This is a genomic window from Flavobacterium sp. OHVDL-2026-0007 (genome assembly GCF_059882335.1).
The window spans coordinates 2918877-2936369 of record NZ_CM187612.1 but is presented as its reverse complement, the minus strand read 5'-3'; the positions used below and the strand labels follow the sequence as shown (position 1 = coordinate 2936369).

Genomic DNA, 17493 nt, shown 5'->3' with positions numbered 1-17493 from the left:
GGTAGAACACGCGCTTTATTTTTAGTGGGTTATTTTTATTTTAATTTGAAATTGTATGCAAGAGAACAATACCATTACTTTTATTTTTTTGGCCATAATTCTGTTGCTCGTTAGTATCATTGGTTTTATGCTGTACCAACTCATGCAGTCTAAGAAATCAAAAGAAGATGCTGAGAAGAGTTTTTATGCGCTGGAGATGAAAGTGAACGATTTGCAATTAGAGACTTTGGAATCAAAACTGAATCCCCATCTTTTTAAGAATATTCTAAACTCGATTCAGTCGCATGCGTATCAGACTTATTTTGCTTTGGATAAACTAGCCAATGTTTTGGATTATATTCTGTACGAAAGTAAAAAGAAGTTTGTTACGGCAAAGGAAGAAATTGATTTTGCAATGAATTTGATTGAAATCAATAAAATCAAAATCAGTCCACTTTTTGAATTGAAGATTAAAACCAACATCAATCAGGAAGATAAACTTTATGAACAACCCTTATTAGCGCCATTGATTTCAATTGATTTAATCGAAAATGCTTTTAAACATGCTGATCTACAAAGTGCTGATGCCTTTATTTCTGTGATTTTTGAATTTAGAAATAATGCTTTTTCGATGACGGTTTCCAATAAGATTTCCGATAAAAAAGTACTTAAAAAAGAACGCAGTGGTTTTGGTCATACGACCTTAGAACACCGTTTGCGTATTATTTATAAAAATAATTTCAAACTGGAAAAGTTTGTAGAAAATGATATTTACATTGCTCATCTAAAAATTGATTTACTTGAATACAAAACTGAAATGCTTGCTGCTGGACGATGAGTTACCTGGATTGACCTATTTGAAAATGCTTTGCGAACAGATTCCAGAAGTGGAAATTGTCAAAACGTTCAATAATCCTGAAAAACTTCTTATAGAAATCCCTAATCTCGACTTCGATTTATTGATCTCTGATATCGAAATGCCAGGGATGGACGGCTTGCATTTGGCGGGGCTGTTGCAAGGTAAATTAGTTATTTTTTGTACTGCTTATAAAGAATACGCTGCCGATGCTTTTACCCTTGACGCAGTAGATTATGTCACAAAACCGGTGAAACTGGAACGTTTGCAAAAAGCGATCTCAAAAGCTTATGAGCAATTTCATAAACCGGATGCTACTAAAAAATTCATTCAGCTCAATACAGACAAGGGAAAGACCTTGTTGTATTTTAATCAAATTCAATACATCAAAACAGCCCTAAGTGATAGTCGAGATAAAACTGTTTTACTCGTTGACGGGAGTCTGCTGAATTTGAAAAACGTTAAGTTTGATACCCTTTTACAAGAATTGCCAGACGCGCATTTTTGTCGCATCAACAAAAAAGAAATTGTGGCCGTGAAAGCCATTAAGTTTTTTAGCCATAATGAAATTGTGTTGCATCATGTAGAAAAAAACGATAAAAACAGTACCCTAATTTTAAGCGAAACTTATCGCTCGGACTTTTTATCGAAAGTAAAGTTATAGGAAGATATTGTTTTATAGCGGTTAAGTTCCTGATCGCATCAAAAATTGGGTCATTTTCACTAAAAGAATACAACTTATTACAAAGTTTTTCCCACTTGTTACATGGATTAAAAATTAGGTGTAAATTTACTTTCTCACTTGAGTATCAGTACTGATATTTGCACCAATAAATCTAAAAAATGAGCTATGAATAACATAAAAAACTCTTTGTTTTATGTGACGATTATTGGAGGTTTTACCGCTTTGATCTATTGGGTGATCTCAAAAGGTGCTGCACTAGAAGTGGGTAGGGGAGTCATTCATAAAAAGAACGTAGGGAACCATTGGAATGATTTTGTGAGTTCGATGGTGGATAATTTACATCATCCATTGGCTATTTTGTTGGCACAAATCGTGACGATCATTTTGGTAGCGCGTTTGTTTGGGTGGATCTTTAGAAAAATAGGACAGCCTTCTGTAATTGGAGAAATGATTGCGGGTATCGTTTTAGGTCCCTCATTGGTTGGGATGTATTTTCCAGAATTCTCTGCGGCTTTATTTCCAACAGAATCTTTAGGGAATCTACAATTTTTAAGTCAAATCGGTTTGATTCTTTTTATGTTTGTGATCGGGATGGAGTTGGATCTGAAAGTGCTTAAAAATAAAGCGCATGACGCCGTTGTTATTAGTCATGCTAGTATTGTTATTCCGTTTGCCTTAGGTTTATCCTTGGCTTATTATGTCTATCATACTTTTGCGCCTGCTGGGGTAGAGTTTGCCTCTTTTGGATTGTTCATGGGGATCGCCATGAGTATTACGGCTTTTCCAGTGTTAGCTCGAATTGTGCAGGAACGCGGTTTGCAAAAAACAAAATTAGGTACCATTGCCATAACGTGTGCGGCTGCCGATGATATTACGGCTTGGTGTATACTAGCAGTTGTTATTGCTATTGTGAAAGCGGGTTCATTGACCAGTTCATTGTATGTGATAGGTTTGGCTGTTTTGTATGTTATTGTGATGCTGAAAATAGTGCGTCCGTTTTTAAAACGTGTCGGAGATTTAAATTCGACTCGTGAAAGTCTGAACAAACCCGTAGTGGCTATTTTCTTCTTGACACTTTTGTTCTCTGCTTATGCTGCTGAATTAATTGGAATTCATGCTTTGTTTGGAGCGTTTTTAGCAGGAGCGATTATGCCGGAAAACAACAAATTCAGAAATATCTTTATTGAAAAAGTAGAAGATGTTGCGATTATTGTTTTGTTACCCTTATTCTTTGTGTTTACCGGTTTACGCACACAAATAGGCTTGTTAAATGATCCTTATTTATGGAAGATCACGGGATTGATTATTGCGGTTGCCGTAGTAGGTAAATTCTTTGGTAGTGCTTTGGCGGCTAAGTTTGTGGGACAAAGTTGGAAAGACAGTTTGGCTATTGGTGCCTTGATGAATACACGTGGATTGATGGAGTTGGTGGTTTTAAATATCGGCTACGATTTGGGCGTTTTGTCTACGGAGATTTTTACCATGATGGTGATTATGGCTTTAGTAACCACATTTATGACGGGCCCAGCTTTAGATTTGATTGGATTTGTATTTAAGGATAAGGTAACGGCGGTTCCACAAGAAATTGGCAACAAAAGTAAATACAAGATTCTGCTTTCCTTCGCTACTCCTGAGAAAGGAAAGAAATTGTTGAAAATTGCTAATAGTTTAGTAAAAAAACAAGGAGATAATTCTATAGTAACCGCTATGCATTTGTCTTTAAGTACCGAAATACATTCGTTTGATATCAAAGATCATGAGCGCAAAATGTTAGTGCCCGTTATTGAAGAATCGGAACGTTTGAGTCAAAACATGGTCAGTGTTTTTAAAGTGACCAATGATATTGATACCGATATTATTGATACGGCCAATCATGGGGAGTATGACTTGTTGTTGGTCGGACTAGGAGAATCTATTTTTGAAGGAACTCTGTTAGGTAAGATTTTAGGGTTCACCACACGAATTGTAAATCCGGATCGTCTAATTGATAAGTTTACAGGTAAAGAAGGTTTGTTTGAGAATTCGCCCTTTGATGAAAGAACACGTCATATTATTGCCAAGAGTAAAATGCCAGTAGGAATTTTCATTGATAAGGATTTAGAAGAAGTAAGTCAGGTTTTTATGCCGATTTTCAGCAAAGAGGATTCGTTCTTGATTGAATATGCTAAGAAATTAATCAATAATAATGGATCGCAGATTACGGTTTTAGATGCTAGCGGTGAGGTGAAAAATACCAGAGATATTCAAGAGACTATCCGTTCTATTGAGCAAATTGCCCCTAATCATATTATGATTATGCATGATAGAACTATTAAAAAAGAATTTTTAGAAAATCAGAACTTAATGATTATCAGTCTCGACAGCTGGAAAAAGTTAATTGAGTCGCAAAGTACATGGCTTAATAATACGCCTTCAGTGTTGATTTTAAAACCATAAGAAGGAAGAAATACTAAAATGATATCCTCCCAAATTCCAAACAATAGCGTTGGGATTTGGGATTTTTGGTTTAAGGCTTGTTTTTTATGGCTGGGTTTGTCAATAGTCTGGCTAGTGAGGATGAATCTTCGATTCGCTACAGGAATTCAATGACGGGGAGTTGCTCTGTGCTCCTTACTTACAAGCCTAGATCCAGTACGTATGAAATCTTAACGGCTATGTTGTTTTCAAATTTCAAGAGTTGATTCGGGCCATAACGATAAAAACCTCCTAGACCAATACCTTTGTAGATTTTGTTCAGTTCAATTCCAGATTCGAAAAAGCCTTTGTCTAAGGTTTTATAAGTGGGGCCGACATGTTGCTCAGGCTTTTCCATATTTCCCCAGGCCATTCGGGTAACCAATACTAAGGAAGGACGAACTTTTTTGAGTATCGTAATACGGTCGAAGCCATGTTTGAATTGAAAAAACACATATTGACTAGAGAAAAACTCATTAAAGTACATGGTTTCAAAGCTGTTTCTACCCGAGAAGGTAATACGTTGTATGATGGTTTCTTTGGTTAGGTTGTTGGGCATGGTGTTGTATAAATGCGTCAACGGCACATCACCTAAGGCGTAACCTCCTTGCAATAACAAACTCGTTTTTTGCCCGTTTAGGTATTTCTTTTCATATTCCGCTTTGAAATCTATTTTGCTAAAGCTAAAGTCGTTTTGTAAAACATTAGGTAAAGATTGGGTATATTGAAAAGTGAATCTAGGGAATCTTTTGTCGGATTCGTTTCTTCCAGTTGGTGTTTGCATGAAGTCGCTAAAGGGTGCCCAAACAAGGGAAACCATTGCGGTGGTCATAATATAACTGGAGTACAGCTGCCCGTTGAAATTAAAAAGATAGTCGAATTTTGGTTCAACATAGGTTCTCGATAGTTCGAAAATAGCTTCCGTTTTGGGTATGATCTTAGTCTGCAGGTTGGTTTTCCAGCTGGTATATTTGTAGAAAGTACTAATGTTAATCGGTCGCGGATCATATATTTTAAAAACGCGTTTGTCTACGGCAAATACGGTACTGGCGATCTCTCGCACATCATCGGTATAAGAACCGTTGAGCCAGGTGTTGGTGGTTTTATCGAGTAAAACTCCAGAGCCTACACTGTATTTGATGCTGCCGTCTTTGGTGCCGTAGGCGGTATAGCCTTCGATTCTGAAATTTTTTGAAAAACGATCATTGGTAATGCCGCCAAGACCAAGTCGAAAACCTTCGTAATTATTGTAGCTGATGACTTTTTTTAAATCCAGATCAATAGGTCCAATAGGGAAATACCCATTGATGATTTTACGTCCGATACCCAAGCGACTTTCGACTCTTTTCTTTATGGAAAGACTGTCTAACAATAAATATGTTTTTTGGCTTTTTAAATCCAAACTTTCCTTTCGGTAGGTGTCCCAGAAGCTTTCTGGTTTTTTGCTCGCATCGTCTTTAATTTCGATGTATAAGGAGGGATCTTTGATCGGGGTAGTGCTGTTGTAATGAATGTCGAAATTATTGCTCTCAGAGAGTAAATAAGTGAAATCGGAGGCTGATTTTTTTCTAGGCTCAAAGTTGTCCTCAACGTCACCGTCAAACTGAATTGTTCCGCCTAAAATTTTAATGTCATCGTCGTTTTTTCCTTTTACAATTTTAAAGGTGGTGTTGCTTTGAAACCAAACTTGTTCGTTCGCAGCGTATTCAAATTCATGAACGGCACTGATGTCTAGTACGCCTTTTATGCGCATCACGGCCTTGGCAATAGCAAAATTGGCTTGGTCAATATATAAGACACCTTCTAGGCCGGTTGCTTTCCTTTTTTTCTTGTTTTTGAAATACACCATAACGGTGTTTCTTCCTTTGATGGGAACGGTGTCTAGTAGTTTGTAATTGTAATCCGAAAGGGCGCTGTTGGAAATAGGGCTTTCGTATTTGGTTTCGAACAATTCATATTTAGGGTCATAGACCGAAATAGACTGTAAGTTAAAGGCAATGATCTCGTAAACAGGTTGTTTGAATCCTGCTATTTTAGTACCCAAAATGGTTTCTTTGAGTTTGTTGTTCCTAAACTGATATTGTGAGACTTTCTCCGTTTGAAATAAATGTTGTTTGCTGATGATTTCTTTGAATTTGTAATCAGAGGAATCAATGTTTATGGATTTTTTATTCAAGTCTTTATACGTGGCTACTGAGTCAATTCTGCCATCGATAGAATCGGGATTGGCTGTTACTATGAGTTTGTTGTAGCTTTTGTATTCAAAACTGTTTAGCCTTTTTTGAGGATTGTTCTGGTTTTTATGAGCGATAACTTTTCTTAAAATCGATAAAGCAGGATTTTCGTTAGAGATCAGGACCTCTTGTAAATCCGCTGTTTTTTGAATAAGCGAAATCGAATAAAATTTCTTGTTGTCTATAGTGGTTACGGTTTTGGTCTCGAAACCTATGTAAGAGATCGTAAAAGAGCTAGTGTTGGGTAAAAGTGTCAGACTGAATTTACCGTCGACATCCGTAATGGTATTGTAGTCTTGATTTGTTCTAATGGTAGCAAAAGGAAGTGGTTTGCTGTTTGAGTCTGTTACAATTCCGTTTATTTGGAATTGCGCTTGCAAGCTAAGCGTGAAAAACAAAGTCAATAAACAAAATAGCTTCATATAGAATAATATAGTTTAGTAACGAAAAAAATAGCATTTTGGTATGCAAAAATAAGCATAAAAAAATCCGTCTGGTAGTATTTAACCAAACGGATTTTTATTTTAAGTTCTAAAAAATTAGACTTTCATGATTTCGGCTTCTTTCGTAGCCAATAGTTCGTCAATTTTTTTGATATAAGTATTGGTCAAGTTCTGAACCTGTTCCTCTGCAGATTTGCAAACATCTTCAGAAGTCCCTTCTTTTTCTAATTTTTTAATGTCTGTATTGGCATCTTTACGCACATTACGAATTCCAATTTTCGCATCTTCTGCTTCAATTTTCGCTTGCTTAGCTAAGTCTCTACGACGATCTTCAGTCAATGGAGGTACGCTAATGATAATCATATCACCGTTGTTCATTGGGTTGAAACCAATGTTGGCTACCATGATGGCCTTTTCGATAATTTGTAACATGTTTTTCTCGAAAGGCTGCAAGGTAATGGTTCTTGCATCTGGAACACTGATTTTAGCCACTTGTGAAAGCGGTGTTGATGATCCGTAATAATCTACGAAAACACTTCCTAGCATTGCTGGAGAAGCTTTTCCTGCACGGATGTTAAGAAATTCTTTCTCTAAATGCGCAATCGAACCATTCATTGATTCTTCTGTACTATCTAATATAAATTCTATTTCTTCAGTCATTTTATTTGATTTTTAGATGGTTAAAGGCTTGTTTTTAGCAAGGCTAAAAGGGGCACCTCTAATGTACTAATGTATGATAACTTTAATTTTTTAAAAAACGTTGTTCTGTGTATGCGCATTAAAGATAATGAAATACAGTAGAGACTAGATGATTTAAATATTTACTACTGTTCCTATGTTTTCACCTTCACAGATCTTCAACAAGTTACCTATTTTGTTCATATCAAAAACAACGATTGGTAATTTATTTTCTTGACTTAAAGTAAAAGCGGTTGTATCCATTACATTAAGTCCTTTTTTAAGAACATCATCAAAGGAAATAAAATCGAATTTTACAGCAGAAGCATTTTTTTCAGGATCAGAATCATAAACACCATCAACACGAGTTCCTTTTAAGATAACATCAGCATTGATTTCGATTCCTCTTAAAACCGCAGCAGTGTCTGTTGTAAAATAAGGGTTTCCAGTTCCTGCACCAAAAATAACAATTCTTCCTTTTTCAAGGTGACGATCTGCTCTTCTTTTGATGTATGGTTCTGCAATAGATTCCATTTTTAAGGCCGTTTGCAAACGGGTTTTCATTCCTTTGTCTTCTAGAGCACCTTGCAAAGCCATTCCGTTAATTACAGTGGCAAGCATTCCCATATAGTCACCTTGTACTCTATCCATTCCAGCACTTGCACCTGCAACTCCTCTAAAAATATTTCCTCCTCCAATAACAATAGCAATTTCTACTCCTTTGCTGTGAATTTGCTTAATTTCTTCAGCGTATTCGGCTAATCTGTTAGGGTCAATTCCGTATTGTAAATCACCCATTAAGGCTTCGCCGCTTAGTTTTAGAAGAATTCTTTTATATTTCATGTGTGTTGCGTTAATTTGTGCAAATATAGACATATTCTGATTTTTAAAAATAATGTTTTTAAAAATTAATTGCGCTTTCTCTTTAAATTTTTGATGCCTTTGGTGATTTATTTCGATGTTATATAAAAAAAGACATTCTGGGGTCTGTTTTAAATTTGTAAATTTATGGGATCCTAAACGAACTATTTATGAAAAGTATTGTAGCCAGAGCATTATTCAACAGTTATTCGTACGCTGAATATCGAAAATTAGTTGCCGATTTATTAGTAGAAGGTAAAGTAACAGGTAATGAGCAATCGGAAGATTTGCTAAAGTATACCAGTTTGAATGAGACTAGAATGAATCGATTGGAGAAAACGATTCAAGTTCCTGAAGAGTTGGTTCTGAAAATGCAACAGTTAGACAACCACTATATTTGGTTGGTTATAGCCGAAGGTTGGTGTGGCGATGCGGCTCAAATACTGCCGATATTGTATAAAATGGTTCTGGAGTCCCATAAAAAAATTGATCTTCGGATCGTTTTGCGTGATGAGAATGAGGAATTAATGAATCATTATTTAACCAATGGGGGAAGGGCAATCCCTAAGGTAATTGTTATTTGTAAAGAAGCAGGAATCGTTCGAGCGAATTGGGGGCCTCGACCAAAAGGAGCTACGGAATTAGTGGCTAATTATAAAAGAGATTTTGGTGTTATTGATGAGAAGATCAAAACCGATTTACAACTGTGGTATTTACAGGACAAAGGACTTTCTGTTCAGGAAGAACTAATGGAAATCATGGGGAATATCAAGTTCGATCGATTATAAGGGTAACGCTGGAGATATGATCCCTTGGTGTTTTGTCGATTTGAATCTAAGAAATAAGAGGTTACTATTTTAAATAAGGGAGGCTCATTTGTTTTTAATGAGGAATTTCGTATCTTAGTACGTATTAAGCCCACTTCTATTGTTTATTGATTTACTATTCTTATAGGTGTTTCTTTATTGTTTAACCATTAAAAAATACACTATTATGAAAAAGTTATTCGAAAGATTTTACGATTTTTTCTCTAAATTGTTGTTTGAAGGGAAAAATATATCTCACTATTAACGTCTAGAAATATGGGATAAAACTACTTTAATTTAGGAACAGGCACATTGCTAAAGGGTACTTTAGGAATGTGCTTTTTTATTTAGGAGTTGGCTTTCTTTTAATAGGGAGTATCGGTTTTGAATTAAAAACTAATTAAAGAAATGCCTAAACTAATGCTACCGACGCTATTGTTCTGGTGTAGCGGGAAGCCGTAATCGGTGATTTCGATAAACAAGGTTCGGTCATCTCCGGTTAATCCGAGTCGCGCTTTTTTGTATTCACCGCTTAATTGGCCACGTCCCAAAGCAAAACTTTTGCCGTAGCCTAACTGCATGGTAAGTCTGGTGTCTTCACCAATTTTTGGGCTTAATCCGAAATTCAAATAAACGGGGACTGCCACAAGTTGTTCGTTCCATTTCCAATCCAGTCCACTGTGAATGCCTAAAGTACACCATTGTTTGTAATGGATGCCGTAGCCTAACTTAGAACCTAAGCCATCAGGGATAAGCCAGGAGCGTTTTTGACCTTGGTAATCTTCAGGTTCGTTTAGGTCTGGATTTCCTGTTATAGAGAACGTGACGTCAAATTGAATGTAGGTAAATTTTCTTTCTTGAGCATAAGTCGTGCAACTTAGGACAAGAAAGAGTATAAAAACAAATGAAATATATTTCATAAAAGTAATTTAAATCTTGTCTTTGTTGTGCCGTAGCGTTGACGGACTGAACTAAGGATTAGCAAGATAATTTTATGAAAGATATTTAAAATTTACGATAATTCGTACGAATAGTATTTTTTTAGTAATGAAAGATAGCTAAGTAAGTGTTTTACTGCAGACTTTGTTCGAACAGCGTTACATCGATCGCATTTTGTACATCATAGTCCCCAATTTTGGTTCTACGTAAAGCGGTTAAATGGGATCCTGAATTCATGGCTTGACCAAAATCAAAAGCCAAAGAGCGAATGTAAGTTCCTTTGCTGCAAACCACTCTGAAATCAATCTCAGGTAAGGCAATTCGGGTAATTTCAAATTCGTGTATGGTTGTTTTTCTGCTGGCAATTTCTACTGTTTCTCCAGCGCGTGCATGTTCGTATAAACGAACACCGTCTTTTTTAATAGCGGAGAAAATCGGTGGTTTTTGGTCGATTTCACCTAAAAACTGTTTTACGGTTTCATGAATCAATGCTTCATCAATATGATCGGTTGGAAAGGTCTGATCGATTTCAGTTTCTAAATCATAGGATGGAGTAGTGGCTCCGATATAAAAGGTTCCGGTGTATTCTTTGGCCTGTCCTTGTAACTCAGTGATTCTTTTAGTGAATTTTCCAGTACAGATTAATAATAATCCAGTAGCTAAAGGGTCTAGAGTTCCAGCATGGCCAATTTTGAATTTTTTAGGCAATCCAACTTTGTTAATCAACAAGTACTTTAATTTATTGACTGCTTGAAACGAACTCCATTTTAAAGGTTTGTCGATCAGTAAAATTTGTCCGTTTAAATATTCTTCAGGCGTCATTATAGTATGGTAAGGGGATGAATGAAAAAGTGAATCAGTAATAAAACGATTCCTGCAATGATGCGATAATAACCAAAAACTTTAAATCCATTTTTAGTTAAAAATCCGATGAAAGATTTAATGGCTAAGAGCGCTACGATAAAGGCTACGACATTTCCGATGACCAATAAGTTTACTTGGTCGTGTGATAGGTCAAACCCAGATTTATAGTAGTCGTAGCATTTTTTAACTGTTGCGCCCAACATAGTAGGGACAGCTAAAAAGAAAGAGAATTCGGCTGCTGTTGTTCTGCTTAGTTTTTGAGACATTCCGCCCACAATACTAGCACCACTTCTTGAAACTCCAGGAATCATCGCTAGACATTGAAATAATCCAATTTTAAAAGCTTGTAAATAGGTGATTTCTTGTGAGGTCTCTGTGGTGTCGGGTGTGTTGAACCATTGGTCTACTTTTAGTAAAATCAATCCACCTAATAAAAGAGAAATAGCCACAGTAACTGGGTTTTCTAATAAACCATCGATAAAATCACTTAACAATAATCCTAAAACGACAGCCGGTATAAAGGCAATCAAAAGTTTAAAGTAAAAATCAAGCGTTTGAAAAAAGCGTTTAAAGTATAAAACCACTACTGAAAGTATAGCGCCAAGTTGAATAACGATGGTGAAAAGTTTAGTGAAATCGTCATGTGCAATTCCAAAAAAAGAAGAGGCAATAATCATGTGGCCAGTGGAAGAAACAGGTAAAAATTCTGTGATTCCTTCAATAATGGCGAGAACAATAGCTTGTAATGTATTCATTGAAAAGTTTGGTTTTTGCCTTCAACTAACCTTAGGGCTACCAACGGTTAGTAGGGGTCTAAAAATCTAGTTTATTTTGTTTTCTTAAAGATGGAATAGATGGTGATTCCAAAACCGATTAGAACAGTAGTTGGGGCTAAACGGATGCGTCTAAAACTAAAGACATCTTCGTTAAAAACATTTGGATCGTCACTTCCTCCACCGGACATTAGGATAAAACCCAATGCAATAACACCAATTCCCACTAAAAGAATTTTGTAGTTAATGCCGTCAAAAAGGAACTGTTGTTTTTGTTCTTCTGTATTATTTTTCATTGTTGTTTTTTTATCGGCCAAGGAAAACCATAGGCTAGTTTATGAGTGCTGTATGTTAAAAACGATGAGCTTGCTTTTTAGTAAAGATCGTCTGTTCTTAAGTTCAGGAAACGTTGTGTAGCAAAGTGTGTGCTTGCCCAGGTAATCAAAACGCCTAATCCGAAAACACCGATTAGAACCAGTCCGATTAAGGCTTTGTCTTCTAAAATGCCTAGTCCAGGGAAATTAGATTCTACATAAAGTAAAAGAGCGATCAAACCAATAATGGCTAATCCAGCACCTAACATGCCCAATTTTATACTACGCATAACAAAAGGTTTACGTATAAACGATTTTGTAGCGCCAACCATTTGCATGGTTTTGATGATGAATCGGTTGGAATGTATAGAAAGACGTAAGGAGCTGTTGATCAATAAAACGGCAATAACGGCTAAGAAACCGCTAATGATTAAGATCCACATACTTACTTTTTTGATATTGTCATTAACCAGATTGATCAATTGTTTGTCGTAAACGATATCTGAGATCATAGCGTTTTTACGCAAATTACTTTCTACTTTTAGAATGCTGTCTCGTTCAACATAGTCCGCTTTTAGGTGTATGTCGTAAGAATTTAACAGTGGGTTCTCCCCTAAAAAGGTAAGGAAATCTTCTCCGATAATATCAGTATGTTCTTTGGCTGCTTTTTCTTTAGAAACATAAACATATGATTTTGCGTAGGGCGCTCTTTTTAATTCCGTATTGAAAGCTTTTATCACACTATCGTTTGCTTCGTTTTTAAAGAAAACGGTCATGGCGATTTTTTCTTTAAAGTCGTCCGCTAATTTTTTAGAATTGATAATGAATAACCCGAGTACTCCTAAAAGGAATAAAACCAGGAAAACACTTAATACAACCGAAAAATAAGAGGAAATTAACCTGCGTTTTTGAAATTTATCAAAGTTAGAACTCATAGTTTGCTTAAATTATGTGGTAAAAATAATAAAGAATTTCTTTATTTGAAGTTAATAACGACCAAAGTTTTAACTTTCGTACAATAAATGTAAATTTGCGAACTTAATTCGGTGATAAAAGCGTAGAAGCATTGTCATGCAGAATCTTTGAACCTTTATAGAATAATTAGAGTTTGCCAAAGCAGAGCTCCTTATAAAAATAAAATTAAGACAGGGAATGAAATACAATCCGATTGAAATAGACGCCAAGTGGCAAAAATATTGGGCAGATAATAAAACGTTTGCAGCCGAAAACAATTCCGAAAAGCCGAAACATTACGTACTGGATATGTTTCCTTATCCTTCTGGGGCAGGGTTGCACGTTGGGCATCCACTAGGTTATATTGCTTCAGATGTATATTCTCGTTTTAAAAGACATCAAGGATTTAATGTTTTGCATCCAATGGGTTACGATAGTTTCGGTTTACCTGCAGAGCAATATGCGATACAAACGGGTCAACGTCCAGAAGATACTACTCGCGTGAATATTGATGGTGGGGTAGATAAAGAAGGAAAACAAATTGCGGGATACAGAAAGCAGTTGGATAAAATAGGATTCTCATTTGATTGGGGTAGAGAGGTGCGTACTTCTAATCCGGATTATTACAAACATACACAATGGATTTTTATTCAATTGTTCAATTCTTGGTACAATAAGAATACAGATAAAGCAGAAGATATTTCAAGCTTAATTGCTGTTTTTGAAAAAGAAGGAAATACTACTGTAAATGCAGTTTGTGATGATAATATTGCTCCTTTCACTGCTAGTGAGTGGAATGGGTTTTCAAATGATGAGCAACAAAAAATACTGTTGCAATACCGATTGACGTATTTGGCAGAAACAGAAGTGAACTGGTGTCCTGGTTTGGGTACTGTTTTGGCAAACGATGAGATTGTTAACGGTGTTTCTGAGCGTGGCGGTTATCCTGTGATTCGTAAAAAAATGACACAATGGAGCATGCGTATTTCTGCTTATGCAGAGCGTTTGTTGCAAGGTTTAAATGATATCGATTGGAGCGAAAGTATTAAAGAAAGTCAGCGTAACTGGATTGGAAAATCTGTTGGAGCGATGGTTTCTTTCCATTTGAAAGGACATGATGACGTTATTGATGTTTTTACCACTCGTCCCGATACTATTTTTGGTGTAAGTTTTATGACATTGGCTCCAGAGCATCCTTTGGTAGCCACTATTACCACAGCAAATCAAAAAGCGGCTATTGAAGCCTATATTGAAAAAACAGCAAAACGTTCAGAGCGTGAGCGTATGGCGGATGTGAAAACGATCTCAGGTGTTTTTACGGGAGCTTACGCAGAGCATCCATTTACAAAAGAAGCGATTCCAGTTTGGATTGGGGATTATGTTTTAGCAGGATATGGAACAGGTGCTGTAATGGCGGTTCCTTGTGGAGATGAAAGAGATTATGCTTTTGCCAACTTCTTTAAGGGGCAAGAGGGTATGCAAGATATTAAAAATATTTTTGCCAATGTGGACATCTCTGAAGCAGCTTACGGTTCGAAAGACAATGTAGAGATTGCTAATTCGGATTTCTTAAACGGATTAAATTATAAAGCGGCTTCTGAAAAAGCAATCGCTGAATTAGAAAAATTAAATCAAGGAACGGGAAAAACCAACTACCGTTTGCGTGATGCGGTATTTTCGCGTCAACGTTATTGGGGAGAACCTTTTCCTGTGTATTACGTAAAGGGTCTGCCACAGATGATCGCTGCGCAACATTTACCAATTATTTTACCAGAAGTAGAAAAGTATTTGCCAACCGAAGACGGTTTACCTCCTTTAGGGAATGCCAATGTTTGGGCTTGGGATACTAAGGCTAATGCGGTAGTGGCTACTGATTTGGTGGATCACCTAACGATCTTTCCATTGGAGTTAAACACGATGCCGGGTTGGGCTGGTAGTTCATGGTATTGGATGCGTTATATGGATGCGCATAATGAGAAAGAATTTGCAAGTAAAGAAGCAGTTGCTTATTGGGAAAGTGTTGATTTGTATATTGGTGGTAGCGAGCATGCTACTGGGCATTTATTGTATTCTCGTTTCTGGAATAAGTTCTTAAAAGACAAAGGTTTTGCTCCAACAGAAGAGCCGTTTAAAAAACTAATTAATCAGGGAATGATTTTAGGAACTACGGCATTTGTGTATCGTCTTGAGGGAACCAATACTTTTGTTTCTAAAAATAAAATAGAAGGTCAAAGTGTTCAGCCTATTCGTGTAGATGTGGCTATAGTGAATTCTTCTGATGAATTGAATATAGAAAGATTCAAAGCCTGGAGATCTGATTTCCATGATGCGGAATTTATTACTGATGAAAATGGAAAATATGTAGTAGGTCGCGAGGTGGAAAAAATGTCGAAATCCTATTATAATGTAGTGACTCCAGATGATATTTGTTCGGAATACGGTGCCGATACTTTGCGTTTGTATGAGATGTTCTTAGGACCATTGGAGCAAGCTAAGCCATGGAATACAGCTGGAATTTCTGGGGTATTTGGTTTCTTGAAAAAATTGTGTCGTCTGTATTTTGATGAAAACGGTTTGATCGTGACCAATGAGGAGCCGACAAAAGATAATTTAAAGTCATTGCATAAAACCATTAAAAAAGTAGCGGAGGATATTGAGAGTTTTTCTTTTAATACCTCAGTGAGTCAGTTTATGATTTGTGTGAATGAATTGTCAACTCAGAATTGTCATTCACGTGCGATTCTGGAACCTTTGGCGGTGGTGATTTCACCTTATGCTCCGCATATTGCTGAAGAATTATGGTCGTTATTAGGGCATACGACTTCTATAGCTACGGTTGCTTTCCCTACTTTCGAACCAAAGTATTTGGTAGAAAGCAGTAAGGAGTATCCAGTTTCTTTTAATGGTAAAATGCGTTTCACTATCGAATTGCCTTTGGATTTAACGGTGCCGCAAATTCAAGAAATTATTATGAAAGATGAAAGAACGCAGAAGCAGTTGGAAGGTAGGACGCCTAACAAAGTAATTATTGTTCCTGGAAAGATTATTAATTTAGTGGGATAATATATCTTATACTAGCGATCTGCAGTAGTGGATTGATACCTAATAAAAACTCCTAATTCGTTTTGAATTAGGAGTTTTTTTTGTTTTAAAACGTTGATTTGATCATGTTAAGGTAAGGTTGTCTTGTGAAGTGACAAAATGACATTTTTTTAATTTGGTTCAGAAATTGCAATTTGTTTTGTAACTTTAAATAGAATATAAAGAAATAAAAAACAAAAGATATGGGAAGTGGATATATAATTATTGCGGGATTAATCATGCTCTTTAGTTGGATGGTTAGTTCGAAGTTGAAAAGTAAATTTGAATTATACTCGAGATTGCAGTTGAGAAATGGAATGAGCGGAGCGGAAATAGCGGAGAAAATGCTGGCCGATCATGGAATTACGGATGTCCGCGTTATTTCGACTCCAGGACAATTGACAGATCATTATAATCCGGCAGATAAAACAGTTAACTTAAGCGAGGGTGTTTATAATCATCGTAGTGCTGCAGCTGCTGCAGTGGCGGCACATGAGTGTGGTCATGCTGTGCAACATTCTATTGGTTATGAATGGTTGAACATGCGCTCTAAATTAGTGCCTATTGTAAGTGTTGCATCCAATTATATGCAGTGGGTTTTATTAGCAGGAATTTTGATGATTCAATCGTTTCCTTCTTTATTGTTAATTGGAATCATACTTTTTGCAGTAACCACTTTGTTTTCGATTGTAACCTTGCCTGTGGAATATGATGCCAGTAACAGGGCTTTAGCATGGTTAGAAAACAAGCATATGCTTACACAGCAAGAACAGGCTGGAGCAAAAGATGCTTTAAAATGGGCTGCAAGAACGTATCTGGTGGCGGCTCTAGGGTCAATTGCTACCTTGTTGTATTATATCTCTATTTATTCAGGGAATAATAGGAGGGACTAATAGGTAAGGTTCGAATGAGGTCGTTAGTTTAGTATATAGAACAAAGCCGACAGCTTTTTAAAAGTTGTCGGCTTTGCTATTTAAGGACTTGTTTGTTTAGGCTTAGTGCTGTTGTAAAGGATTTAGTAGGTAGATGAGTTACCGCTAGTATTAAAGCTGTATCTGTCTGTCGATTTGCTGATCCAGAGAGATGAAGGTTTCGGTTCTTGAAACCCCTTCAATGGCTTGGATTTTAGTATTAAGCAACTGCATGAGGTGTTCGTTGTCTCGGCAGATGATCTTGATTAAGACCGACCAGTTTCCAGTGGTATAATGGCATTCTAAAACTTCGGGTATTTTCTTTAAATCTTTTACGGCCTCTGAGTTTCTTGAGGCCTTATCTAAGTATACACCGATAAAGGCCATAGTATTGTAACCTAGAACTTTTGGGTTCACGGTGAATTTTGATCCTGAAATTACGCCAGATTGTTCTAGTTTCTTTAAACGCTGATGAATCGCTGCTCCTGAAATGCCTATTTTGTTGGCAATTTGTAAAATCGGTTTTCGGGCATCATCCATTAAGTAACGAAGAATTTCTTTGTCGATACCGTCGATTTCAATAATAAGAGAGTTGATTTTCATAAGAGTTGTAATTTGAAACTAATCTGGGATGTTTGATTGGAATTAGAAAGCAAATTTA

Annotated in this window: 15 protein-coding genes; 6 read left to right on the top strand and 9 right to left on the bottom strand. The window is 36.4% G+C overall.

The annotated features are described in order from the left end of the window. Positions 1 to 55 precede the first annotated feature (55 nt). The 3 genes from AC51AA_RS11865 (at position 56) to AC51AA_RS11855 (ending at position 3956) form a co-directional block, all read left to right on the top strand. Complete coding sequence (locus tag AC51AA_RS11865; protein WP_500702447.1) at positions 56 to 817, top strand: sensor histidine kinase; 762 nt, start codon at positions 56 to 58, stop codon at positions 815 to 817. Next, positions 780 to 1499: a LytR/AlgR family response regulator transcription factor gene (locus tag AC51AA_RS11860; protein WP_500702446.1), complete on the top strand. Its 720-nt coding sequence runs from the start codon at positions 780 to 782 to the stop codon at positions 1497 to 1499. The genes AC51AA_RS11865 and AC51AA_RS11860 overlap by 38 nt, the downstream gene beginning before the upstream one ends. A 186-nt stretch (positions 1500 to 1685) precedes the next feature. Beyond that, positions 1686 to 3956: a cation:proton antiporter gene (locus tag AC51AA_RS11855; RefSeq protein ID WP_500702445.1), complete on the top strand. Its 2271-nt coding sequence runs from the start codon at positions 1686 to 1688 to the stop codon at positions 3954 to 3956. Between the two features lie 178 nt (positions 3957 to 4134). Here the strand turns inward: AC51AA_RS11855 and AC51AA_RS11850 are convergent, their stop codons facing one another. The 3 genes from AC51AA_RS11850 to pyrH all read right to left on the bottom strand — a co-directional run bounded on the left by AC51AA_RS11850 (position 4135) and on the right by pyrH (position 8172). Beyond that, positions 4135 to 6630, bottom strand: a complete 2496-nt coding sequence (locus AC51AA_RS11850; protein ID WP_500702444.1) for a DUF5686 family protein — start codon at positions 6628 to 6630, stop codon at positions 4135 to 4137. A gap of 117 nt (positions 6631 to 6747) precedes the next feature. Beyond that, complete coding sequence (frr, locus tag AC51AA_RS11845; RefSeq protein ID WP_500702443.1) at positions 6748 to 7311, bottom strand: ribosome recycling factor; 564 nt, start codon at positions 7309 to 7311, stop codon at positions 6748 to 6750. Between the two features lie 153 nt (positions 7312 to 7464). Further along, positions 7465 to 8172 (bottom strand): UMP kinase, encoded by a 708-nt coding sequence (pyrH, locus tag AC51AA_RS11840; RefSeq protein WP_160373375.1) that lies wholly within the window; start codon positions 8170 to 8172, stop codon positions 7465 to 7467. Positions 8173 to 8360: 188 nt separating this feature from the next. On the opposite strand from pyrH, the gene AC51AA_RS11835 reads away from it, so the two are divergent. Continuing rightward, positions 8361 to 8978 (top strand): thioredoxin family protein, encoded by a 618-nt coding sequence (locus AC51AA_RS11835; RefSeq protein ID WP_500702442.1) that lies wholly within the window; start codon positions 8361 to 8363, stop codon positions 8976 to 8978. Between the two features lie 407 nt (positions 8979 to 9385). Here AC51AA_RS11835 and AC51AA_RS11830 read toward each other — a convergent pair whose 3' ends face one another. The 5 genes from AC51AA_RS11830 to AC51AA_RS11810 all read right to left on the bottom strand — a co-directional run bounded on the left by AC51AA_RS11830 (position 9386) and on the right by AC51AA_RS11810 (position 12821). Next, positions 9386 to 9916, bottom strand: a complete 531-nt coding sequence (locus AC51AA_RS11830) for a hypothetical protein (protein ID WP_500702441.1) — start codon at positions 9914 to 9916, stop codon at positions 9386 to 9388. Between the two features lie 151 nt (positions 9917 to 10067). Then, positions 10068 to 10757 carry a tRNA pseudouridine(55) synthase TruB gene (gene truB, locus AC51AA_RS11825; RefSeq protein WP_500702440.1) on the bottom strand — a complete coding sequence of 230 codons (690 nt, stop codon included), beginning with the start codon at positions 10755 to 10757 and terminating at the stop codon, positions 10068 to 10070. Further along, positions 10757 to 11554 carry an undecaprenyl-diphosphate phosphatase gene (locus AC51AA_RS11820; RefSeq protein ID WP_500702439.1) on the bottom strand — a complete coding sequence of 266 codons (798 nt, stop codon included), beginning with the start codon at positions 11552 to 11554 and terminating at the stop codon, positions 10757 to 10759. The genes truB and AC51AA_RS11820 overlap by 1 nt, the downstream gene beginning before the upstream one ends. A 71-nt stretch (positions 11555 to 11625) precedes the next feature. Continuing rightward, complete coding sequence (locus AC51AA_RS11815; protein WP_500702438.1) at positions 11626 to 11868, bottom strand: DUF3098 domain-containing protein; 243 nt, start codon at positions 11866 to 11868, stop codon at positions 11626 to 11628. Positions 11869 to 11945: 77 nt separating this feature from the next. Continuing rightward, positions 11946 to 12821, bottom strand: coding sequence for a cell division protein FtsX (locus AC51AA_RS11810; RefSeq protein WP_500702437.1), 876 nt, complete (start codon positions 12819 to 12821; stop codon positions 11946 to 11948). A gap of 217 nt (positions 12822 to 13038) precedes the next feature. Between AC51AA_RS11810 and leuS the strand changes: the two genes are divergently transcribed. Next, positions 13039 to 15903: a leucine--tRNA ligase gene (gene leuS / locus AC51AA_RS11805; RefSeq protein ID WP_500702436.1), complete on the top strand. Its 2865-nt coding sequence runs from the start codon at positions 13039 to 13041 to the stop codon at positions 15901 to 15903. A 221-nt stretch (positions 15904 to 16124) separates the two neighbouring features. Next, positions 16125 to 16814 (top strand): zinc metallopeptidase, encoded by a 690-nt coding sequence (locus AC51AA_RS11800; RefSeq protein ID WP_500702435.1) that lies wholly within the window; start codon positions 16125 to 16127, stop codon positions 16812 to 16814. A gap of 150 nt (positions 16815 to 16964) precedes the next feature. On the opposite strand, the gene AC51AA_RS11795 is transcribed toward AC51AA_RS11800, so the two are convergent. After that, the gene (locus tag AC51AA_RS11795; RefSeq protein WP_041518480.1) at positions 16965 to 17435 is read right to left on the bottom strand and encodes an Lrp/AsnC family transcriptional regulator; all 471 of its coding nucleotides are present in this window, start codon (positions 17433 to 17435) and stop codon (positions 16965 to 16967) included. Between the last annotated feature and the right edge of the window lie 58 nt (positions 17436 to 17493).